Source organism: Hoylesella buccalis ATCC 35310 (assembly GCF_025151385.1).
Classification (GTDB): domain Bacteria; phylum Bacteroidota; class Bacteroidia; order Bacteroidales; family Bacteroidaceae; genus Prevotella; species Prevotella buccalis.
The window spans coordinates 391,939-412,993 of sequence record NZ_CP102287.1; the positions used below are offsets into that span (position 1 = coordinate 391,939).

General features: G+C 45.5%; 20 protein-coding genes. 17 read left to right on the top strand and 3 right to left on the bottom strand.

From position 1 onward, the window contains the following. Positions 1 to 3: 3 nt before the first annotated feature. Together NQ518_RS01715 and NQ518_RS01720 are read left to right on the top strand one after the other, a co-directional pair. Positions 4 to 1,065, top strand: a complete 1,062-nt coding sequence (locus NQ518_RS01715) for a DUF1573 domain-containing protein (protein ID WP_227205601.1) — start codon at positions 4 to 6, stop codon at positions 1,063 to 1,065. A 7-nt stretch (positions 1,066 to 1,072) separates the two neighbouring features. Continuing rightward, a complete protein-coding gene (locus NQ518_RS01720) occupies positions 1,073 to 1,936 on the top strand; it encodes a 4-hydroxy-3-methylbut-2-enyl diphosphate reductase (protein WP_227205599.1) in 864 nt (287 codons plus the stop codon). 169 nt (positions 1,937 to 2,105) lie between these two features. On the opposite strand, the gene NQ518_RS01725 is transcribed toward NQ518_RS01720, so the two are convergent. Continuing rightward, positions 2,106 to 2,864 carry a tRNA threonylcarbamoyladenosine dehydratase gene (locus NQ518_RS01725; RefSeq protein WP_227205693.1) on the bottom strand — a complete coding sequence of 253 codons (759 nt, stop codon included), beginning with the start codon at positions 2,862 to 2,864 and terminating at the stop codon, positions 2,106 to 2,108. Between the two features lie 71 nt (positions 2,865 to 2,935). Between NQ518_RS01725 and NQ518_RS01730 the strand changes: the two genes are divergently transcribed. After that, complete coding sequence (locus NQ518_RS01730; RefSeq protein ID WP_260107752.1) at positions 2,936 to 3,949, top strand: iron ABC transporter permease; 1,014 nt, start codon at positions 2,936 to 2,938, stop codon at positions 3,947 to 3,949. 517 nt (positions 3,950 to 4,466) lie between these two features. Here the strand turns inward: NQ518_RS01730 and NQ518_RS01735 are convergent. Next, on the bottom strand, positions 4,467 to 5,621 hold the full coding sequence (locus tag NQ518_RS01735; protein ID WP_227205597.1) for a lactonase family protein: 1,155 nt from the start codon (positions 5,619 to 5,621) through the stop codon (positions 4,467 to 4,469). 171 nt (positions 5,622 to 5,792) lie between these two features. Between NQ518_RS01735 and NQ518_RS01740 the strand changes: the two genes are divergently transcribed. Both NQ518_RS01740 and NQ518_RS01745 read left to right on the top strand, forming a co-directional pair. Then, positions 5,793 to 7,157: a uracil-xanthine permease family protein gene (locus NQ518_RS01740; protein ID WP_227205689.1), complete on the top strand. Its 1,365-nt coding sequence runs from the start codon at positions 5,793 to 5,795 to the stop codon at positions 7,155 to 7,157. Next, positions 7,154 to 7,498 carry a hypothetical protein gene (locus NQ518_RS01745; protein WP_227205596.1) on the top strand — a complete coding sequence of 115 codons (345 nt, stop codon included), beginning with the start codon at positions 7,154 to 7,156 and terminating at the stop codon, positions 7,496 to 7,498. The genes NQ518_RS01740 and NQ518_RS01745 overlap by 4 nt, the downstream gene beginning before the upstream one ends. On the opposite strand, the gene hemW is transcribed toward NQ518_RS01745, so the two are convergent. After that, positions 7,473 to 8,633 carry a radical SAM family heme chaperone HemW gene (hemW, locus tag NQ518_RS01750; protein WP_227205594.1) on the bottom strand — a complete coding sequence of 387 codons (1,161 nt, stop codon included), beginning with the start codon at positions 8,631 to 8,633 and terminating at the stop codon, positions 7,473 to 7,475. The two genes, NQ518_RS01745 and hemW, sit on opposite strands and share 26 nt — an antisense overlap. A 153-nt stretch (positions 8,634 to 8,786) precedes the next feature. Between hemW and NQ518_RS01755 the strand changes: the two genes are divergently transcribed. From NQ518_RS01755 to NQ518_RS01810, 12 genes are all read left to right on the top strand, one after another. Then, positions 8,787 to 10,949 carry an elongation factor G gene (locus NQ518_RS01755; RefSeq protein WP_227205592.1) on the top strand — a complete coding sequence of 721 codons (2,163 nt, stop codon included), beginning with the start codon at positions 8,787 to 8,789 and terminating at the stop codon, positions 10,947 to 10,949. A gap of 217 nt (positions 10,950 to 11,166) precedes the next feature. After that, positions 11,167 to 12,726, top strand: coding sequence for a sensor histidine kinase (locus NQ518_RS01760; RefSeq protein ID WP_227205590.1), 1,560 nt, complete (start codon positions 11,167 to 11,169; stop codon positions 12,724 to 12,726). 27 nt (positions 12,727 to 12,753) lie between these two features. Beyond that, positions 12,754 to 13,452: a response regulator transcription factor RprY gene (gene rprY, locus NQ518_RS01765; protein ID WP_004350468.1), complete on the top strand. Its 699-nt coding sequence runs from the start codon at positions 12,754 to 12,756 to the stop codon at positions 13,450 to 13,452. A gap of 345 nt (positions 13,453 to 13,797) precedes the next feature. Continuing rightward, positions 13,798 to 15,177 (top strand): SLC13 family permease, encoded by a 1,380-nt coding sequence (locus NQ518_RS01770; protein WP_227205588.1) that lies wholly within the window; start codon positions 13,798 to 13,800, stop codon positions 15,175 to 15,177. A 17-nt stretch (positions 15,178 to 15,194) separates the two neighbouring features. Further along, positions 15,195 to 16,172, top strand: a complete 978-nt coding sequence (pfkA, locus tag NQ518_RS01775) for a 6-phosphofructokinase (RefSeq protein WP_227205586.1) — start codon at positions 15,195 to 15,197, stop codon at positions 16,170 to 16,172. Positions 16,173 to 16,322: 150 nt separating this feature from the next. Continuing rightward, on the top strand, positions 16,323 to 17,852 hold the full coding sequence (gene atpD, locus NQ518_RS01780; protein WP_227205584.1) for a F0F1 ATP synthase subunit beta: 1,530 nt from the start codon (positions 16,323 to 16,325) through the stop codon (positions 17,850 to 17,852). Positions 17,853 to 17,873: 21 nt separating this feature from the next. After that, positions 17,874 to 18,113, top strand: coding sequence for an ATP synthase F1 subunit epsilon (gene atpC / locus NQ518_RS01785; RefSeq protein ID WP_004350464.1), 240 nt, complete (start codon positions 17,874 to 17,876; stop codon positions 18,111 to 18,113). A 14-nt stretch (positions 18,114 to 18,127) separates the two neighbouring features. Further along, complete coding sequence (locus NQ518_RS01790) at positions 18,128 to 18,538, top strand: hypothetical protein (RefSeq protein ID WP_040563116.1); 411 nt, start codon at positions 18,128 to 18,130, stop codon at positions 18,536 to 18,538. Beyond that, positions 18,535 to 19,617 carry a F0F1 ATP synthase subunit A gene (gene atpB, locus NQ518_RS01795; RefSeq protein WP_227205582.1) on the top strand — a complete coding sequence of 361 codons (1,083 nt, stop codon included), beginning with the start codon at positions 18,535 to 18,537 and terminating at the stop codon, positions 19,615 to 19,617. Before NQ518_RS01790 ends, atpB begins: the two co-directional genes overlap by 4 nt. A gap of 43 nt (positions 19,618 to 19,660) precedes the next feature. Then, positions 19,661 to 19,903, top strand: coding sequence for an ATP synthase F0 subunit C (atpE, locus tag NQ518_RS01800; RefSeq protein ID WP_004350460.1), 243 nt, complete (start codon positions 19,661 to 19,663; stop codon positions 19,901 to 19,903). An 89-nt stretch (positions 19,904 to 19,992) separates the two neighbouring features. Further along, the gene (gene atpF, locus NQ518_RS01805; protein ID WP_227205580.1) at positions 19,993 to 20,499 is read left to right on the top strand and encodes a F0F1 ATP synthase subunit B; all 507 of its coding nucleotides are present in this window, start codon (positions 19,993 to 19,995) and stop codon (positions 20,497 to 20,499) included. A 6-nt stretch (positions 20,500 to 20,505) separates the two neighbouring features. After that, complete coding sequence (locus NQ518_RS01810; RefSeq protein WP_227205578.1) at positions 20,506 to 21,042, top strand: F0F1 ATP synthase subunit delta; 537 nt, start codon at positions 20,506 to 20,508, stop codon at positions 21,040 to 21,042. The last annotated feature ends 13 nt before the right edge of the window (positions 21,043 to 21,055 follow it).

A 21,055-nucleotide genomic window follows, 5' to 3' on the forward strand; every position in this document is an offset into this window, starting at 1 on the left:
AAGATGAATCGAAAACTCATAATATTCGCGCTCATGGCGCTTCCACTCCTGTCTTCTGCGCAGCAGATGACAGCCGTCAACGAGGTGATAGATTGCGGACAAGTCGTTTATAAGGCTCCCGTGACGGTGGCGTATGACATCAGGAACACCGGCGACAAGCCGATCGCTATCAGCAAAGTGCTGACCAGTTGCGGCTGCACCTCTGTGGATTATCCCCGCCAAGCCATCGCTTCTCACGGTTCGGCTGTCGTGAAAGTCACCTATGATGCCAAGCAAATGGGAACTTTCAACAAGCTGGTTCGCATTTACAGCAATGGCTCTGCCGCTCCTTTGGAGTTGACCATCAAGGGTAAAGTCGTGGATGAAATCATTGATTTCGGCGGATCTTATCCCTTTACTTTAGGCCTGTTGCAAACCGATGTCAACAACATCGAGTTTGATGATGTGAATCGTGGCGAGCGTCCGCAGGCTAAGATACACATCAAGAACAACACGACGCAGATGGCACAGCCCATCTTGATGCATCTACCCAACTATCTTTCAGCCGACGTTTCACCCTCACGCATTGCGCCAGGCCGAGCCGGCGTTGCAACCATCACCTTGAATTCCAAGCTGATACGCGACTACGGACTGACCCAGACATCCATCTTTATGGGTTTTGTTCCGGGCGATAAAGTAAATCCAGATAATGAGTTGACAGTCTCTGCTGTACTTCTACCTGAATTCGATGATCAGGCAACAGCCGCGCACATGCCCCAACCAAAGATGCAACTCTCTGCAACCAAGTTGGATTTGGGCACCTTTGGGCGTAAGAAAAAGCTGAAAGGACAAATCTTCATCCAAAACATAGGGAAGAGCAAGCTCGAGATAGAGAACGTACAAATGTTCACCGGAGGTTTGCAGATATCGCTCAACAAGTCGAAATTGGAACCTGGTCAGACCGCCAAACTCAAAGTGACGGCTATCGCAGCGCAATTGAAAAAGGCTAAGAGTAAACCTCGTATCTTGATGATTACCAACGACCCGGAGTTGCCTAAGGTGATTATTGATATCCATGTGAACTGATTTTCCGATGGTACAAATAGAAATTGATAGTGGCAGTGGCTTTTGTTTCGGCGTGACGACCGCCATACAGAAAGCACAGGAAGAATTGGCCAAGGGAGAAACGCTGTATTGTTTGGGCGACATTGTGCATAATGGTATTGAAGTGAAGCGTCTGCATGAAAGCGGACTGGTGACCATTAACCACGATGATTTGCGCCAACTGCACGATGTGAAGGTGTTGCTGAGAGCACATGGAGAACCCCCTGAAACCTACGAATTGGCTCGAAAAAACAACATCGAGATTATAGATGCCACCTGTCCCGTGGTGCTGGCGTTGCAACGCCGCATTAAAAAACAATACGAAAATCATCCTGATGCGCAAATTGTGATCTTCGGAAAGACTGGTCATGCCGAGGTGTTGGGCTTGGTAGGTCAAACCCAAAGCAATGCGATTGTGATAGAAAAGGTAGACGACGTGAAGCTGTTGGACTTCTCACGCGACATTTATTTGTATTCGCAAACCACCAAGAGCCTCGACGAGTTTCATCGTGTGATTGATTACATACAATCGCACATCTCACGCGATGCCGTCTTTCGCAGCTTTGACACCATTTGTAGACAGGTAGCGAACCGTATGCCTAACATTGCTAACTTTGCGTCTAAGCATGATTTGATACTCTTCATGAGTGGCCGAAAGAGCTCGAATGGGCGTGTCTTATTCAAAGAGTGCAAGCGCGTGAACCCCAATAGTTACCATATAGAGGATGTGGACGAAATAGATTTCGATTGGTTACAAGGTGTCAATACCGTTGGCATTTGTGGTGCTACCAGCACGCCTAAGTGGCTCATGGAGAAGTGTAGGGATTATATCTTGCAGAAGCTGGGGCAGTAAAGGCGGTGACTGGGCGTTTTAAAGGAGTTAATGGGAGTAAAATGGGAGTTATCGGGAGTAAACGGACATTTGTCTGATAACTCCCTCTTAACTCCTAATAACTCCAGTTAACTCCCATTCTAGTCCCCACTTACTCCCATCTTAACTCCCGCTAACTCCTGACTCTAAGCTATAAATCACACAAATCTTTCACCACTTCACCCCCAACAATCAGTCCGGCGGCAGCAGGAACAAACGCATTGCTGGCCGGTACAGACCGCTTTTTATTAGTAACGATTGGTGCTGATGATGCGGGTTCTGGTGCTGATGAGTCCTCATTGGTTGACGCTATGGGAAACGGTTTGCGGGGTTCTTCGTCACTATAAACCACCTTGAGGTGGGTAATTCCCAACTTTCTAAGTTTCTTTCTGATAACCTTTGCCAGCGGGTCCATCTGCGTTTTGCTGATATCTGTCACCTTAAAACGAGTGGCATCCATCTTGTTGGCTGCCCCCATACAGGCAATCATGGGTATGTGCAGCGCATCACATTGTTTGATAATCTCCAGTTTGGCAGCCATGGTATCAATGCAATCTACCACATAATCGCAAGCTGACAGGTCAATTTCATGTGCTGTTTCCGGCAAATAAAACAGCGCATGCGCATGCACTTTGCAGTGGGGGTTGATGTCTAAGATGCGCTTTCGCGCCACCTCAACTTTTTTTTGCCCGAGGGTTGAATGCAATGCCACCAGTTGTCGGTTGATGTTCGAGAGGCTTACCTCGTCGTTATCTACCAAACTGATTTCTCCAACTCCGCTGCGTGCCAGCACTTCCACCACATAACTGCCCACGCCGCCCACGCCAAAAACCATGACGTGCGATTGGCTTAGCTTTTCCAGGGCAGCGGTGCCAAAGAGCATTTCGGTTCGAGTAAACTGATTTTCCATATCCTGTTTCTTTATTCCGTGTGCAAAGTTAGCCATTTTATCCCACTTTTTAACTAACTTTGCCCTTTGGTATGACAAAGAACAATACCATCGTTTTGAGTTTGGCTTTATCGTTTTGCATCTGCCTTCTGCTGATGCTCAACTTGTTGGTAGGTAGCGTTGCGATACCTACGCAGGATGTGTTGACTATTTTGTGCGGACAAGATGTGGGCAAACCCAGTTGGCAATTCATCATCCTCCAGTCGCGTTTGCCGCAAGCCCTCACGGCGTTGCTGTGCGGGGCCGCACTTTCTACCTCCGGTTTGCTATTGCAAACGTCGTTTCAAAACCCCTTGGCAGGTCCTTCTATCTTTGGCATCAACAGCGGGGCCGCATTAGGCGTGGCTCTCGTTATGCTGTTGCTGGGCGGAAGTGTGTCTACGGCTTTGTTCAGCGTAGGTGGGGCATGGGCTGTCTTGTTGGCTGCGTTTGTGGGAGCCATGGCCGTGACAGGCATCATTTTTATGTTCGCCCAGTGGGTAAAAAGCAGTGTGATGCTGCTCATTATCGGTATGATGATTGGTTATTTGGCTTCGTCTGCCATCGCCCTTCTCAACTTTTTCGCCACCCAAGAAGGCGTAAAGTCGTTTACCATGTGGGGCATGGGAAACTTTGGCGGCGTGTCGTTGTCGCAACTGCCCATGTTTACTGGTGCGATTGTGATAGGGTTGGTGGGTTCCGTCTTGCTGATCAAACCCCTCAATGCGCTGTTGTTGGGCGAAACATACGCGCGCAACTTGGGCGTAAACGTGCGTACGATGCGCAGTTGGCTCTTGGTGATTACTGGATGGCTCACGGCCGTTACCACGGCATATTGCGGTCCGGTGGCATTCATCGGGCTTGCCGTTCCACACTTGGCGCGTCTTGTGATTGGCACCGACAACCATCTTCAATTGCTTCCCATCACCATGGCCATGGGGGCGTTGATTGCTCTTTTGTGCCAACTTGTTTGCGTGTTGCCCGGTTCGCAAGGCATCTTGCCTCTCAACGCCGTAACTCCATTGATTGGCGCACCGGTGATTATCTATATTATTTGGAAGAGATAGAAGAAAGAGCCTCACCCCCAACCCCTCCCCAAAGGGGAGGGGAGTAGATACAATATTTGCCTGGGAGAATTCTGTTATCGTGTTAGAAAGATTTTTACAAACATGTTTCCGTGCTTGGCTTATTCGCAAACCACCAAGTAGTTCGACGTAAACACGCGAAATATGGGCGATTTGTATAAATCAAAGTGAATCAGGGTGTTGTGGAATTAGAGGTGAAAAAACAGGTTTTTTCACCCCCGATTTTTCCCAAAAAAGCCAAGAAAAACGGTGAAAAAACAATGCAGTTGAGCCGCAATAGCATACAGATAGTGCGGCAATATGTATGCTATTGCCGCACTATCTCAATGACTTTATGCTAAAACAACCTATTTGTTGGAAATAAAAGTCATGTAGGCGTGTCGTTTGCCTATTGATTTTTTCTATTTCATCATTTTACGATGGCCATTTTTTTGTCATTTATAAGGACTAAAATAGGTCAGAAGGGAGATGATGGTTTTTGACAGATGAAAATACAAACTTATTTTGTCACCTCTATCACCCTAAACACACCGTCACCCTGGATGTCAGGTTGCATCACGATGGGGTAGAACTGTACGCACACTGCCTTATCCACAGAGATGTTTTGATGTGTGTCGGTCAGTAAGCCATTAGCACTGTTGATGCGGAAAACCTGAATGGTGTTGTCGTCGCGACAGGCGCAAAGTAAGAACCGTCCGTTGGGTGTAATGTTGAAATGACGTGGGTGGATGCCTGTTCGCTGATAGCCTACCTTTGTCAACAAGCCTGTTTTTTGATTGATTTTGAAGATGGCAATGCCGTCATTTTTCAGTCGGTTACTGGTATACAAGAATCTGCCGTCGGGTGAAACGTGAATGTCTGCGCCGCCTTGTGCGCCCACTTCATCAGACTGTATCTCCTGTATTTTCTTCATATTGCCAAAGTTATATTGGTATGCAGTAACCGCTCCCGACAGTTCGCTCATCACATAAACAAACCTGCTGTCGGTGCTGAAGGCGATATGGCGCGGTCCTGAACCTTTGGACAGCTTTGCGGTAACCTTTGCGTTGCCCAGTGATTTCATGTCTTCCAGTTCGAAACGCAGCAGTTGGTCGGCACTGAAATCGGTGGCAATAACGCCATTTCCATCGGGAAGGAATCGTGCGCAATGAACGTGTGGCGCCTGTTGACGCTCAGGGTTTGGTCCACCTATCGAGCCTTTGAATTGTTGCGACATGGCTGAGAGCGACCCGTCTACGTTCAAGGGGAACACGCTCATGGAGCCTCCTGAATAGTTGGCCGTCAGCAACAGGTTGCCGTTGGTCTCCACATAGCAAGGGTCTGCGCCCTTCGTGGGGAACGAACTTTGCAGCTGCATTTGTCCCGTTGTCTTGTCAAACGTGATGGCGTTGACCGCTGCCGACTCGTCATGGTTTTCGTTAACGGCATAAATCATCGTGCCGTCTGAGGCGAGTGTCAGGAAGGATGGGTTCTTCAGTTCGAGCGTGTCGAGAGGGGTGGCCTTTCCGGTGGATTGATTGAAGTTGAACGAGTAAATGCCTTTGCTGGTACCATTGGTATAGGTTCCAACGATTAGTTTGATGTCGTCTTGCGCCTGTAATGTCAGGTGGCCGAAGACAGTCAAGGCGAGTAAAAGTAAATTCTTGATTTTCATAAAGTATGTTTTGTTATTGATGTTCGTCATATCAGATGAAGCAAGAGGTGTTGTGCAAACCGTACAAGGTACGATTGACCAAGACAAAGATATTCATTTTCTTGCACTGTAGCAATCATTTGTTGTTTTTTTATTCACAATTCGATATTAATTTGTAATTTTGCCTGCATGATGAATACCATTGAATTAACTCCTTTACGTAAGGGAATTGTGGGAGTGCAATTTCTCTTTGTCGCATTCGGTGCAACCGTTTTGGTTCCATTGCTGGTGGGTTTGGATCCGGCAACCGCACTGTTTACCGCTGGTATAGGTACTTTCATCTTTCATTTGGTAACGAAAGGGAAGGTACCTATTTTCTTAGGCTCGAGCTTTGCTTTCATCGCACCTATCATTGAGGCCTCCAAGATGTGGGGCATGGCTGGTACATTGGCGGGTATTGCTGGCGTAGCCTTGGTTTATTTTGTGATGAGTGCATTGATTAAATGGCAGGGAAGGAAGCTCCTGGATCGGTTGTTCCCGCCCGTTGTCATCGGTCCGGTGATTATCCTCATTGGTTTGTCCTTGTCGGGATCGGCCGTGAACATGGCCAAAGAGAACTGGACATTGGCCTTTGTATCCTTGGTGACGGCCATCCTTGTACTGACACTCGGCAAGGGGTTAATTAAATTAGTGCCCATCGTGTGTGGCATTGTGGTAGGGTTCATCGTCGCTTCCCTGATGGGTGAAGTGGATTTCACGAAAGTGCATGAGGCATCATGGTTTGCCTTGCCAGGCTCATTGGCCCATTTTCATTGGCCCGAGTTTGCTTGGAAGCCATTTATCTACATGATTCCTGTTGCCATTGCACCGGTGATAGAGCACATTGGCGACGTGTATGTGGTGAACGCAGTGGCTGACAAAGACTTCGTGAAAGAGCCGGGTTTGCACCGCACGATGTTGGGTGATGGGTTGGCATGTCTTGCGGCAGCCTTCTTTGGTGGCCCTCCCGTGACCACTTACTCGGAGGTGACGGGTGCCATGCAGATTACCAAAGTGACTCATCCGCAGATCATTCGCATCGCAGCATTGACGGCCATCGTGTTCTCTGTGATTGGAAAGCTGAGTGCTCTGTTGCAGAGTATTCCGCAAGCAGTACTGGGAGGAATCATGCTGTTGCTGTTTGGAACCATTGCCAGTGTGGGAGTTCAAAATCTGATACAGCACAAAGTGAATCTTAACAATCAACGCAATATCATTATAGTATCGGTGACTTTAACGCTGGGAATTGGTGGTGCGATGCTCGATTTCAGTCTGCGTGGCGTACTCATCGGTATTCTTATGGTTAGTTGTTTGGTTTATGCCAATGCCATGAAGCAAGGTTTGGTAAAAGTGCTGCTTATTATAATAGGTGGCATTGCTTTAAGTACCCTGGTCTTCTTTTTGCTTCCTGGTGGCGATAACGAACTGACCAAGATGAGTGGTATTGGCCTGAGTGCCATTACGGGCGTAGTACTCAACTTGGCGTTGCCTAAGCGTACCGAGGAGGAAGAAGCATGATGGAGGAGGACTTTGAGCGTTATTGGCTGGAAAACCGCCGTGAACTTCTGGCAAAAAACAAAGAGTATCGGGAGATAGAAGAAAGCTATAAGATGCGAACGGGTTTCGATTGGCTGCTTTGGGCCTTGCCTGTTGTGGTGGGAATTTTGACGTTCAACGTGGTTAGGAGTGAGAGCGAGGTGCTGAAATGGTTGGCCTCTGCGGGAGCTGTCATTGTCGTATTCTTGGTATGTGTCTGGGTTAAGTCAGCTGTTTCTGGTCATCGTCCGTTGGATGAGGTAGAAAAAGAGGTCAAAGCACAGGCATACGAAGCTTTTAAGCGTAGATTAAATCAGCCATAACGGCATCGCTCACATACAGTCCTTGCGTCGTCAAACGAATTGAATCGCCCCGAATCTCCAAGAGGTTTTGGGCGATTTGCTTTTCTGCTTGTTGTAAAAGATACGTCCTGTGTTTAGGAGTGAGTGTCGATAAGTTGATGCCTTCCGATGTTCTCAGTGCGGTTGTTATCAAGTCGTTGTAGCGTGTATCGTCGTCAAGGCATTCGCGTTCGAAAGGAATCTCACCTTGTTCGATGGATGAGATGTATTCCTTGATATTGGAAACGTTCCACTGTCGCGATTGAATGTCGTACGAGTGGGCCGACGCACCGATGCCCAGATAGGGTATAGCGTGCCAATAACTGCTGTTGTGTTGGCTCCGTTTGCCCGGTTTAGCGAAGTTGCTGATTTCGTAGTGCTCATATCTAGAAGCTTTCAGCTCATCCACTAAAGTTTGATACATGGTCAAAGAAAGTTCGTCATCAATTTCTTTCACCTTTTTATTGCTTAGTAGTTGATAGAGTGGTGTGCCCTCTTCGTACATCAAACTGTAAGCCGAGATGTGTTCAACCCGCAGCGCAAGGGCCTTTTGGATGTCCAGTTTCCATTCGTCGAGTGTTTGGTTGGGAAAACCAAACATCAAATCTACACTGATGTTGTCAATGCCGATGCCTCGAAGTTGCTGCACCACAGGAGAAATATCTTCCGCATGATGGCGCCTGTGAAGAAACTTCAATCGCTCGTTGCTGAATGATTGTACACCCATGCTCACACGGTTCACAGGCGAACGCTGTAGAAATTGGACAAATGATGGGGTGATATCGTCGGGATTACACTCCATGGTTACCTCACAATGGGTGCGCATCAGCGTATCTTCTCCCTGAAAGAAAACCGTGACGATGGTACTGAAAATCTGTTGAAGTTGTGCGGGAGTGAGTTGGGAAGGGGTACCTCCACCTAAATATATGGTGGAAATCAGAGGCTGAGCAACAGCACCTGTGTCTTCTGTCGTGGGCAGGTAATGGCGTCTTAGCTGCATCTCTCGGCACAAAGCATCAACATATTGTTGGCGCACATCAAGGTGCGTGGTGGAGTAGAAGCCACAATAAATGCAGCGACTGGCGCAAAAAGGAATGTGTATGTATAAGCCTGCCATGGGTATGGACTATTTTCATGCAAAAGTACTAATTTGATTTAAATATGTTATATTTTTTCTATAATACTTTTGTCTTTATTCAAAAAATGCCTAACTTAGACGGCATAATCTTAAATAACGTAATACTAACCCTTTTTAAAATCTATAACCGTTATGAGAGTATATCAAACGAACGAAATTAAAAACATCGCATTGCTTGGCAGTGCGGGTAGCGGCAAGACCACACTTGCCGAGAGTATGCTGTTTGGCAGTGGTATCATCAAGCGCCGTGGATCAGTAGAGGCCAAAAATACCGTCAGTGATTATTTTCCAGTTGAGCAGGAATACGGCTATTCGGTGTTCCCTACCGTATTCCATGTAGAATGGAATAACAAAAAACTGAACATCATTGACTGTCCCGGTTCGGATGACTTTGTGGGCGGAGCCATCACTGCTTTGAATGTTACTGACCAAGCTGTGATTCTCATCAACGGGCAATATGGACCAGAAGTGGGTACGCAGAACAACTTTAGATACACGGAAAAACTGAAGAAGCCCGTCATCTTCTTGGTTAATCAGCTTGATTCAGACAAATGTGATTATGATGCTGTCATCAATACCATGAAAGATATTTATGGCTCCAAGTGTGTTCAAATACAATATCCAGTGGAGACTGGAGCCAACTTTAACGAAATCATTGACGTGCTGTTGATGAAGAAGTATTCCTGGAAGGCTGAAGGTGGAATGCCTATTATTGAGGATATTCCAGAAGACCAGATGGAAAAAGCCATGGAACTGCATAGACAACTCGTAGAAGCAGCTGCTGAGAATGATGATAGTTTGATGGAGAAATTTTTCGAAGAAGAGAAACTTAGTGAGGACGAATTGCGTGAAGGAATCCGCAAGGGACTTGTTACGCGCAGCATCTTCCCTGTATTCTGTGTTTGCGCTGGTGAGGATAAAGGTGTACGTAGACTGATGGAGTTCTTAGGAAATGTTGTTCCTTTTGTGAGTGAAATGCCGAAAATCCACAATACACGCGGTGAGGAAGTGGCTCCAGATGCACAAGGTCCCACGTCACTTTACTTCTTCAAGACCGGTATGGAACCGCATATTGGCGAGGTATCTTATTTCAAGGTTATGAGTGGTAGCGTGAAATCAGGCGATGATTTGACCAATGCAGACCGTGGATCGAAAGAGCGTATTGGCCAATTGTATGCTTGTGCGGGTGCCAACCGTATAGCAGTAGACCAGCTGAACGCAGGCGATATAGGCTGCACGGTTAAGTTGAAGGACGTTAAAACGGGTAATACGTTGAATGGAAAGGATTGTGAGTGGCGTTTCGACTTCATCAAATATCCTAATTCGAAGTACAGTCGTGCCATTAAAGCTGTTAATTCAGCTGATACAGAAAAGGTGATGGCCGCCTTGCTGAAGATGCGTCAAGAAGATCCGACATGGGTGGTTGAACAATCGAAAGAATTGCGCCAGACCATTGTTCACGGACAAGGTGAGTTCCACTTGCGTACCTTGAAATGGCGTTTGGAGAACAATGAGAAGCTACCAGTGACCTTTGTGGATGCCAAAATACCTTACCGCGAAACCATTACCAAGCAAGCCAGAGCAGACTATCGACATAAGAAGCAATCGGGAGGTGCAGGCCAGTTTGGTGAAGTTCATCTGATTGTAGAACCTTATGCCGAAGGCATGCCTGACCCAACGGTTTACAAATTTAATGGTCAGGATTTCAAGATGAACATCAAGAGCAAGGAGGAAATCGACTTAGAGTGGGGTGGTAAGTTGGTATTCATCAACTCTGTGGTTGGTGGCGCCATTGACTTGCGTTTCATGCCCGCCATCCTGAAAGGTGTAATGGACTGCATTGAGCACGGCCCCTTGACCGGAAGTTATGCGCGTGATGTTCGGGTTGTGGTATACGATGGCAAGATGCACCCGGTAGATTCCAATGAATTGTCGTTCACCTTGGCTGCGCGTCATGCCTTCTCACAGGCGTTCAAGGCTGCTGGTCCTAAGATTCTTGAACCAATTTATGATTTGGAAGTGTATGTTCCTGCTGACTACATGGGCGATGTGATGAGCGATTTGCAAGGCCGTCGCGCATTGATTATGGGAATGGATAGCGAGGCAGGATACCAAAAACTGTCTGCCAAGATACCATTGAAGGAATTGTCCAGCTACTCTATCTCTTTGAGTTCTCTGACCGGCGGACGTGCATCGTTCACGACCAAGTTCTCAAGTTACGAGTTGGTACCAAACGATTTGCAGACGAAGCTCATTGAAGAGCATGAGGCTGAGCTCGCAAATGAGGAAGAATAAATCGTTATTTTACAAGTTAAAAGGTGTGATGTGGTTTGCCATGTCACACCTTTTCTGTTTGAAAAGTTCACAAGCTTAATACTCATTCTTGATGATTATGTTTTATAATTTGATATGCATAATTATAAATATGCAATTCGTTAATTATCGATAATAATAGAGAAATATTTAACAGCTTATTGTTAAGCGTTTAAGAAAAACGTTATCTTTGTGATGTATGAAGAAGAGAACAATTTGGGTCATCTCGACAATCATGGGGCTTTCGTTCCTGGTGTTGCTTTTCCTGCAGTTGAAATACTTTCAGGAAATGGCCGACATGAAGAAGGAACAGTTTGACGAATCGGTCAACAGAGCCTTGAACCAGGCATCTCGCAACTTGGAATATAACGAGACGTGGCGCTACCTACAGAAGGATGTGAACGAGACAGAACGGAGAGCTTATATACAAGACTCGATTGGAACTCGTTCAGGAAAGCCCGACGGTACGTTGCAACAGTCCCACCAGTTCTCGGTGACGGGCAAGGATGGAACCATGTATTCGGCCTTTGAGCTGAAGACCATCACAGTGAAACCCTCACAGATGCCCAAGGGAATGATTCTGCAAAACGATAAAAACTCTCTGTCTGAGGCTTCAAAGTCGTTGCAGGAGATTGTCAAGAACCGGTACATCTACCAGAAAGCGTTGCTCGACGAAGTGGTTTACTCCATCTTGTACTCAGCTTCTGACAAGCCACTGAAAGAGCGAATCAACTTCAAATTGTTGGATCAAGACCTCAAGTCGGAACTGATGAACAATGGAATCAACATCCCATATCACTTTCGTGTGACGACACAGGATGGACGCGAGGTGTACAGATGTTCTGACTATTCAGAGAAAGGGGAGGAATATACTTATTCACAGGTGCTGTTCCGTAATGACCCCGCATCGAAAATGGGTGTGGTGAAGGTGCACTTCCCCGATATGAACAGCTACATCTTTTCTTCAGTAAGGTTCATGATGCCAGCTATTGTTTTCACCTTCATCCTGCTGGTGACGTTTATTTTCACCATTGTTGTGGTGTTCAGGCAGAAACGGTATACCGAGATTAAGAACGACTTCATGAACAACATGACCCACGAATTGAAGACACCAATCGCCAGTATTTCGTTGGCTGCGCAGATGTTGAATGACAAGAGCCTGACCAAGAGCGAGTCTATGATTAACCATCTTGGTGGGGTGATACAAGAAGAGACCAAGCGTCTGCGGTTTTTGGTGGAGAAGGTGTTGCAGATGTCCATGTTCGATCGTAAGAAAACCGTGTTCAAGAAGAAGGAATTGGACCTCAACGAGATGGTTGAGAGCATTGCCCATTCGTTCTCATTGCGTGTTGAACATACCGGAGGAAGGATATATACGGACATAGGTGCCGTTGACTCTACCATTTACGTTGATGAAGTGCACTTCCAAAACGCCATCTTCAACCTGATGGACAATGCCGTGAAGTACGGAAAACCCGACCAGCCGCTGGACATCTACATGTCTACTTGGAACGATGATCAGCATTTGTATCTGTCAATTCGCGACACGGGACTGGGCATCAAGAAAGAAAATTTGAAGAAAGTTTTCGAGAAGTTCTACCGCGTCCATACAGGGAATGTGCACGATGTGAAAGGATTTGGGCTGGGATTGGCTTATGTCAAGCAAATTGTGGAACTGCACGATGGTGAGATAGCCGTTGATAGTGAGTACAGAAAGGGGACTAAGTTTACAATCAAACTCCCCGTCATTAAAGATTAATAATTATTCATTAATAAATACAAGACTATGGAAGAGAAAATAAAAATTCTATTGTGTGAAGATGATGAGAATTTAGGAATGCTGCTTCGCGAGTATTTACAGGCTAAGGGTTATACCGCAACATTATGCCCAGACGGTGAGGTTGGCTATAGAGAGTTCTTGAAAGACAAGTTTGACATCTGCGTCCTGGACGTGATGATGCCTAAGAAAGACGGGTTCACGCTGGCCCAGGAAATACGCCAGGCCAACGCAGACATGCCCATCATCTTCCTCACAGCAAAAGTTTTGAAGGAAGATATCCTCGAGGGATTCAAGATTGGAGCCGATGATTACATCACCAAACCATTCTCCATGGAAGAACTTGTGTTGCGTGTTGAGGCCATCTTGCGCCGTGTACGAGGTAAGAAAAACAAGGAAGCCACAGTTTACAAAATCGGCAAGTTTGTGTTTGATACGCAGAAGCAGTTGCTCACCATCGGTGACAAGCAAACAAAGTTGACTACCAAGGAGAACGAGTTGCTGTCCTTGCTCTGCTCTCATGCGAACGAAATACTGCAGCGTGACTTTGCTTTGAAGACCATCTGGATAGACGACAACTATTTCAACGCTCGTTCGATGGACGTTTACATCACCAAGTTGCGCAAGCACTTGAAGGATGACGACCAGATTGAAATCATCAACATCCACGGCAAGGGCTATAAGCTCATCACGCCAGAGGAAGATTAAGCTCGTTTACAAGCAAAACGGCAATCTTATTGGAAAATAATCAAAGGCACAGGGTTTACGTCCTGTGCCTTTTTTAATGAATACAGGTATCTGTAAGTAGTTGATAAACAGTAGGTCTTGAAGCTCATCTAAAAGCATTGGTTTTGCAGTCCAAAGTCAATGAGTTTGCCCGTTAAAGTCAATGCAATTGCCCATTAAAGTCAATGAGTTTGCCAAGCATGTCCAATGTGAAGATTCAAAATCGAAGTACAAAGCTGTTTTGAGGTTTTAATGGAAAAATCACACAATTGTTTTGTTTAATTCATATTATATTTAGTATCTTTGCGGTGATTAAGTTGCTTTATCATGACACCCATCATTGTCAGTATTTTAGCAGTCTGCCTTCTCTTGATAGCCACAGAAAGCAAGACGAACGTCAATAAAGCTGCTGTTGCCATCTTTGCAGGAACAGTAGGATGGGTTTTGTATGTCGGTTACGGTACTGATTTTGTGATGAGCCGACACGCTACCGACTATGTTAGCTTCTTGGACGGAGCAGAGTCTACAGGAATACTCGTCAAAGAGTTTATTGCCCGCCACGTGTTTCTTAAGCATGTGGGTCATGCCTCCGAGATCGTTCTCTTCTTGTTGGCTACGATGACCATCGTGGAGATTTTGAACAATAATGGCTGTTTCGATTTTATCAGTCAACTATTGAAGACGCGCAGTAGCAAGAAAATATTATGGCGGCTGGCCATTGTGACGTTTATCATCTCGGCCAATCTCGACAACCTCACTACTACGGTCATGATGCTCACCATCATGCACAAGATTATTCCAAGCAGGCGATACCGCATGATTTATGGTTCGGCCATCGTCTTGGCTGCCAATTGTGGGGGAGCATTAACGGTTATCGGCGATCCCATGGGACTGGTTTTGTGGAGTCAAGGAGCCGTTACGCCAACCAACTATTCGCTGTCGCTACTCGTCCCATGCCTCATTGCATGGGCACTGCCAACTTATTGGGTGGGGCGGATGTTGCCCGAGCGGATGCAGACCGAGTGGATTGTGATGCCCTATCGTGGCGATGATACCAATCTCAACGTGCGGCAACGATTGTTGATGCTGTTCATCGGCATTGGTGGGTTGTGGTTCATCCCGTCGTTTAGTAATATCACCCGGTTGAGTCCATTCCTCGGAGCGCTCTGTGTGCTATCCGTTCTTTGGGTGGTGAACGAATTGTTCAACCATCGACTGATGAATGAAGAACAGATGATACAGCGCCGCACACCACGCGTGCTGCAATACGGAGTGCTGCAAATGATGCTCTTTGTGATGGGCATCATGCTGGCTGTCGGTGTTTTACAGGAAACAGGATTCTTGCAGCGGTTTACACTTTTGTTAGACCAGGGAGTGCAGAATGTGTGGATGTTGGGCGCAGTGAGCGCACTGGTGAGCACCATCTTAGACAACTTTGCTACAGGCATGGGTATGCTGTCGCTTCATGCAGTGGAAAATGTTCACGCATCAGCCACCCTGTCGGCATTCGCACAAGACGGAGAATATTGGAAAATAGTGGGATACACATCAGCCGTTGCTGGTAACATCTTGGCCATTGGCTCGATGAGTGGGTTAGCCTTGATCAAGGCTGAACGCATCCGTGTGGTCTGGTATTTGCGCAATATTGGATGGAAAGCATTGGTGGGAACCATGTTAGGCTATCTGGCTCTATATATCTTTGTATGAAATATTTTTTTTGAAGTATGAATAATATAACAACAATAGGAGTTTTGACCTCTGGTGGAGATGCTCCGGGAATGAATGCAGCCATCCGTGCGGTAACGCGCGCGGGTATCTGTAATGGCTTTAAGATTAAAGGTATATACAAGGGATTTGATGGCCTGATCAACGATGATATCAAGGATTTTACGACCGAAAACGTGAGTGGTATCATCATGTCGGGTGGTACAATCTTGAAAACAGCACGATCTTTAGAGTTTATGACACCTGAAGGACGCAAGAAAGCTTATGAAAATGTGCAAAAACATCAGATAGGCGCACTAATCGTGATTGGTGGAAATGGTTCGTTGAGGGGTGCCATGGAGTTCGGCAAGGAATACGACGTACGTTGTATTGGCCTGCCCGGTACGATCGACAACGACTTGTATGGTACGGATTCCACCATCGGATATGACACAACCTTGAACACGATTGTCGAATGCGTAGACCGAATTAGGGACACGGCACAAAGTCATGAACGCATCTTCTTTGTAGAGGTGATGGGGCGTGATGCCGGTTTTTTGGCGCAAAACAGTGCCATCGCATCGGGTGCAGAAGCTGCCATCATACCCGAAGATAGAACAGACGTGGACCAATTGGGACACTTCATGGAGCGGGGTATACGTAAATCAAAACGCTCGTGCATCGTCATCGTGAGCGAAAGTCCTAAGTGTGGCGCGTTGTATTACGCTGAGCGTGTAAGAAAAGAGTTCCCTGGATATGATGTTCGCGTCACCATTTTAGGGCATCTTCAACGAGGAGGCCGCCCCTCCGCGCACGATAGAATCTTGGCAAGTCGAACAGGCGTGTCGGCCGTTGAGGCTATCATACAAGGACAACGCAACATCATGATAGGTATAAAAAACAACGAGATAGATTATATCCCGCTGGTAGAAGCCATTAGGAGTGATAAACCCTTTGACCGAAAACTCATCAAGGTGCTTGATGAACTGAGTATTTAGTGAAAGTTTTCAAAGGTAATATATGTTAATAAAGCAATTGGTTTTGTTAATATCTGGCAAAGCCAACGAGCTATACAAAGTATTTTCGTATATTTGCAGGACTTAAGTTTAAGATTAATTTAGAAAAATATTGATATAAAATATAAAATCATGTCACAGATAACCGGACGTATTTCTCAGATTATTGGGCCAGTCATCGATGTTTATTTTGACACCAAAGGGCAAGATTCAGATCAGGTGCTCCCAAAAATCTATGATGCTTTAAGCATCAAACGCCAAGACGGAACGGAGCTAATCATCGAGACTCAACAACACATAGGTGAAGACACGGTTCGTTGTGTAGCCATGGATAATACCGATGGATTGCAACGTGGAATGGAAGTAATCCCTACAGGAAGTCCCATCACCATGCCCTCTGGAGAACAAATCAAGGGTAGAATGATGAATGTTGTAGGCAAGGCGATTGACGGAATGGAAGCGTTGACCAAGGATAATTCATATCCTATCCATAGAGAACCTCCAAAGTTTGAGGACTTGTCCACGCACAAAGAAATGCTGGCAACTGGCATCAAGGTGATTGACTTGCTGGAACCTTATATGAAAGGTGGAAAAATTGGATTGTTCGGTGGTGCCGGTGTAGGAAAGACGGTGTTGATTATGGAACTAATCAACAACATCGCCAAAGGTCACAACGGCTATTCGGTCTTCGCTGGCGTAGGAGAACGTACGCGTGAAGGCAACGACTTGATTCGGGACATGATAGAATCGGGGGTGATTAAATATGGTGATAAATTCCGCAAAGCCATGGATGAAGGCAAATGGGATTTGTCATTGGTCGATCCAGAGGCATTGAAACAATCACAGGCTACACTCGTGTATGGACAAATGAACGAGCCACCTGGGGCCCGTGCATCGGTTGCTTTGTCGGGTTTGACCGTTGCCGAGCAGTTTCGTGACAAGGGCGTTGCTGGTCAGGGTGAACATGCAGATATCATGTTCTTTGTTGACAACATCTTCCGATTCACGCAGGCAGGTTCTGAAGTATCTGCTTTGCTGGGTCGTATGCCATCGGCTGTAGGTTATCAACCTACCCTGGCATCTGAAATGGGCGTGATGCAAGAGCGCATTACATCAACCAAGAGGGGATCTATCACATCCGTTCAGGCTGTTTATGTGCCGGCAGATGACTTGACAGACCCTGCTCCTGCTACGACATTCACACACTTGGATGCTACGACCGAGTTGAGCCGTAAGATTACAGAGCTGGGTATTTATCCGGCTGTAGACCCCTTAGGATCTACCTCGCGTATCCTCGATCCATTGATTGTTGGCAAAGAACATTATGAGTGTGCGCAAAGAGTAAAACAAATTTTGCAACGCTATCAGGAATTACAAGACATCATTGCCATTCTTGGAATGGACGAGTTGTCTGATGATGATAAACAAATTGTGAACCGTGCGCGTCGCGTACAGCGTTTCTTGTCACAACCGTTTACGGTGGCCGAACAGTTTACTGGCGTGAAAGGTGTGATGGTTTCCATTGAAGACACCATTAAAGGATTTAATATGATTCTTGATGGTGAGGTTGATGACCTGCCTGAGCAGGCCTTCCTGAACGTGGGTACCATAGAGGATGCCATTGAGAAAGGTAAGAAATTGCTTGCGGCAGCACAGGGATAATCACAAAACAGGAAGAGATATATGTTACATCTAAGAATAGTTTCTCCTGAAAAGGTGGTGTTTGATGGCGAGGTGGAAAGCGTACTGGTGCCTGGAACATTAGGAAGCTTTGAGATCTTAACAGATCATGCTCCCATTATTTCTTCTCTGGAAGAAGGAGTGGTGGAATATAAAACACATCAGCAAAAGCAGAAAATCGATATTCTGGGTGGCTTTGTTCAGGTGAAGCAGAACGACGTTTCACTTTGTGTAGAAGTATAATAGACGGCAAGTTTATGATCGATTCTGTGGTTAAACAATATAAGAAAGTTGGTTTATGGATCATTGCAGGATTCATGCTAGTCTTCTTATTGGCGATTCAAATCACTTCCAACACAGCCATGCTGACAGGACTGGTGGTTTGTGTGCTATATTTTTTAACCTCAACCTGGGTCTACGCTGCTTTGTGGAAGAAAACAGCTAAGACATCTCCAACGAAGCTAACAGGCTTCTACTTGGTAGCCATGGCTGTGAAGTTTTTTGTTGGAATACTGGTTGTCCTGGCGTATTGCCTCATCGTTCGAACAAGAACACAAGTCATTGCATTCGCTGCTATGTTCTCGATTTACTATTTAGCGATGATTATTTACGACGCAACATATTTTTCCCGAGTAGAGAAGAAGAATCAAATAAGCATTAAGAAATGAAATATATCAAACATATCTTCTGTCTATTGACCCTGTTTCTGGTTCTTTCTCCAGCGATGGCTGCTGACCAGGAAAAGGAAAATATTGACTTGGAGGAGATTTTGATGGGCCATATTAAAGACTCCTACGAGTGGCACATAACTGACTTTATGGGCAAGCCAATCGTGTTACATCTGCCGATTATCGTTAAAAGCTCGACAGGATGGCATGTCTTTTGCAGTAATGAATTTGCCCATGAACCCAATGAACAAGGTAACAGGCCAGGTCCTTATGGTTTGTATATTGCAAATAACGAAGTACACGAGAATAAGATTTGCGAGATGGTGAATGGAGAAGAGGTTCGTCCTTTCGACATATCAATCACCAAGACCGTTGTCATTCTGTTTATTAATGCCATTATCTTGCTTCTCTGTATACTGATTCCTTCCAGATGGTGTCGCAATCATAAACCAAGTGACCCAGCACCTGGAGGATTTACGGGGTTGGTTCACATGTTTGTCATGTCGGTATATGATGATGTAATTAAACCGACATTGGGTAAAGAAGCTGATAAGTATGCTCCATACTTGTTAACCTGTTTTTTCTTCATCCTCATCTCCAACTTCATGGGTGTCATACCTTTTCCGCCAGGAGGAGGTAACCTTACGGGGAATATCACCTGTACTTTCTTTTTGGCTCTATGCACCTTCTTGGTAACGAACTTAACAGGAACGAAGGCATATTGGAAAGAAATCTTCTGGCCAGACGTCCCTTTGTGGATGAAGGCACCGATTCCTTTGATGCCTTTTATCGAGTTCTTTGGAATCCTCACAAAGCCTCTGGCCTTGATGATTCGATTGTTTGCCAACATGATGGCTGGCCATGCCATTGCCATATCGTTTGCCTGCATCATCTTTATCATGTTTGCCATCAACCCAGTATCAGGTACTTTGATGACTGTTGTCAGCGTCCTGATGAGCATCTTCATGATGTTGCTGGAACTGTTGGTATGCTATATCCAAGCATTAGTGTTTACCATGTTGAGCGCAGTCTTTATCTCACTCGCTCATGTTAAGGAACACAATGCCTCCTTAGAGTAAGAATTGAAATATATTAAAATAATAACTTAAAATTAAAACGACTATGTTATCATTATTATTAGCAGCAGATGCTGTTGCAAAAGTAGGTGCCGCAATTGGCGGTGGTATATCTGTAATTGGCGCAGGTATCGGTATCGGACGTATTGGTGGTAATGCTATGGATGCCATGGCACGTCAGCCAGAGAAGATTGGTGACTTGCGTTCTTCCATGATTATTGCAGCCGCGTTGATTGAAGGTGCAGCATTCCTTTCGATTATCATTGCCCTGCTTTCATTGTTTGTGTAGAAGTTGAAATAGCAGATGGTATTTGTCTTGCCATCTGTCGATGTAGAAAATACACTTTCAACTGATTAACAAGAAATTAATAATAGCTTATGTCATTAATAACTCCTGATTTTGGATTGTTTTTCTGGATGGCCATCGTCTTTATCATTGTATTGGCCATCTTATGGAAATGGGGCTTTCCATCAATTGTCAATATGGTGAATAGCCGAAAGGAATTCATTGACGACAGCTTGAGAAAGGCTCATGAGGCCAATGAAAGACTTGCAAACATACAGAAAGAGGGGGAAGCCATGCTCCAAAATGCGAGAGAAAAGCAGGCACAAATATTGAAAGATGCGGCGGATACTCGCGATGCGATTGTTGTGAAAGCTCAGGAGAAAGCTACAAATGAAGGTTCCAGATTGCTCAATGAGGCAAAAGCTGAAATAGAAGCAGAAAAGCAGAATGCCATTCGAGACATTCGCACACAGGTAGCTGAGATTTCCGTTCAGGTAGCAGAAAAGATTGTTCGCGAGAAACTTTCTTCAGATGAGAGTCAAATGGAGTTAATCAACAAACTGCTGAATGACATTTCTGTTGGTAAAAATAACGAGTAAAAGGATATGGCTATAGGTGTAATATCAGTCAGATATGCGAGGGCGCTTTTAAAATGTGCGATGGAGCAGAACCTGGAAGATCAGGTTTATCAGGAGATGTTAACTCTTGCTGATCAATATAATCGTGTACCTGAACTGCGTTCTACAATTGACAATCCCATGCTTGAAAAGGACAAAAAGCAAGCACTTTTGCAAGCTGCTTGTGGGAAGAATCTGTCTGAATTGACAGAGAAATTTATCCAGCTGGTTCTACAAGAAGGCAGAGAGAATGTCATCCAGATGATGGCCACATCTTATATTACGCTCTATCGAAAACAGAAAAATATCATCAGTGGCCGATTGATTACTGCAACAACAGTCACGCCTGAGGTGGAGCAAAAAATGAAACAGATGGTTCAAAACAAGTCTCAGGCTACGGTTGAGTTCCAAACAGAAGTCGACCCAGACATCATAGGAGGCTTTATCCTTGAATATGATTCTTACCGTATGGATGCCAGCGTTCAAACAAAACTGAACAATATCCTGAAAGAGCTTAAGAAATAAATTAAAAAGAAAA

What these genes read in the sequence shown, in the direction of transcription:
- NQ518_RS01715 (WP_227205601.1), top strand. Translation starts at nt 4, where the DNA reads ATGAATCGAAAACTCATAATATTCGCGCTCATGGCGCTTCCACTCCTG.
- NQ518_RS01720 (WP_227205599.1), top strand. Translation starts at nt 1,073, where the DNA reads ATGGTACAAATAGAAATTGATAGTGGCAGTGGCTTTTGTTTCGGCGTG.
- NQ518_RS01725 (WP_227205693.1), bottom strand. Translation starts at nt 2,864, where the DNA reads ATGGAAAATCAGTTTACTCGAACCGAAATGCTCTTTGGCACCGCTGCC.
- NQ518_RS01730 (WP_260107752.1), top strand. Translation starts at nt 2,936, where the DNA reads ATGACAAAGAACAATACCATCGTTTTGAGTTTGGCTTTATCGTTTTGC.
- NQ518_RS01735 (WP_227205597.1), bottom strand. Translation starts at nt 5,621, where the DNA reads ATGAAAATCAAGAATTTACTTTTACTCGCCTTGACTGTCTTCGGCCAC.
- NQ518_RS01740 (WP_227205689.1), top strand. Translation starts at nt 5,793, where the DNA reads ATGAATACCATTGAATTAACTCCTTTACGTAAGGGAATTGTGGGAGTG.
- NQ518_RS01745 (WP_227205596.1), top strand. Translation starts at nt 7,154, where the DNA reads ATGATGGAGGAGGACTTTGAGCGTTATTGGCTGGAAAACCGCCGTGAA.
- hemW (WP_227205594.1), bottom strand. Translation starts at nt 8,633, where the DNA reads ATGGCAGGCTTATACATACACATTCCTTTTTGCGCCAGTCGCTGCATT.
- NQ518_RS01755 (WP_227205592.1), top strand. Translation starts at nt 8,787, where the DNA reads ATGAGAGTATATCAAACGAACGAAATTAAAAACATCGCATTGCTTGGC.
- NQ518_RS01760 (WP_227205590.1), top strand. Translation starts at nt 11,167, where the DNA reads ATGAAGAAGAGAACAATTTGGGTCATCTCGACAATCATGGGGCTTTCG.
- rprY (WP_004350468.1), top strand. Translation starts at nt 12,754, where the DNA reads ATGGAAGAGAAAATAAAAATTCTATTGTGTGAAGATGATGAGAATTTA.
- NQ518_RS01770 (WP_227205588.1), top strand. Translation starts at nt 13,798, where the DNA reads ATGACACCCATCATTGTCAGTATTTTAGCAGTCTGCCTTCTCTTGATA.
- pfkA (WP_227205586.1), top strand. Translation starts at nt 15,195, where the DNA reads ATGAATAATATAACAACAATAGGAGTTTTGACCTCTGGTGGAGATGCT.
- atpD (WP_227205584.1), top strand. Translation starts at nt 16,323, where the DNA reads ATGTCACAGATAACCGGACGTATTTCTCAGATTATTGGGCCAGTCATC.
- atpC (WP_004350464.1), top strand. Translation starts at nt 17,874, where the DNA reads ATGTTACATCTAAGAATAGTTTCTCCTGAAAAGGTGGTGTTTGATGGC.
- NQ518_RS01790 (WP_040563116.1), top strand. Translation starts at nt 18,128, where the DNA reads ATGATCGATTCTGTGGTTAAACAATATAAGAAAGTTGGTTTATGGATC.
- atpB (WP_227205582.1), top strand. Translation starts at nt 18,535, where the DNA reads ATGAAATATATCAAACATATCTTCTGTCTATTGACCCTGTTTCTGGTT.
- atpE (WP_004350460.1), top strand. Translation starts at nt 19,661, where the DNA reads ATGTTATCATTATTATTAGCAGCAGATGCTGTTGCAAAAGTAGGTGCC.
- atpF (WP_227205580.1), top strand. Translation starts at nt 19,993, where the DNA reads ATGTCATTAATAACTCCTGATTTTGGATTGTTTTTCTGGATGGCCATC.
- NQ518_RS01810 (WP_227205578.1), top strand. Translation starts at nt 20,506, where the DNA reads ATGGCTATAGGTGTAATATCAGTCAGATATGCGAGGGCGCTTTTAAAA.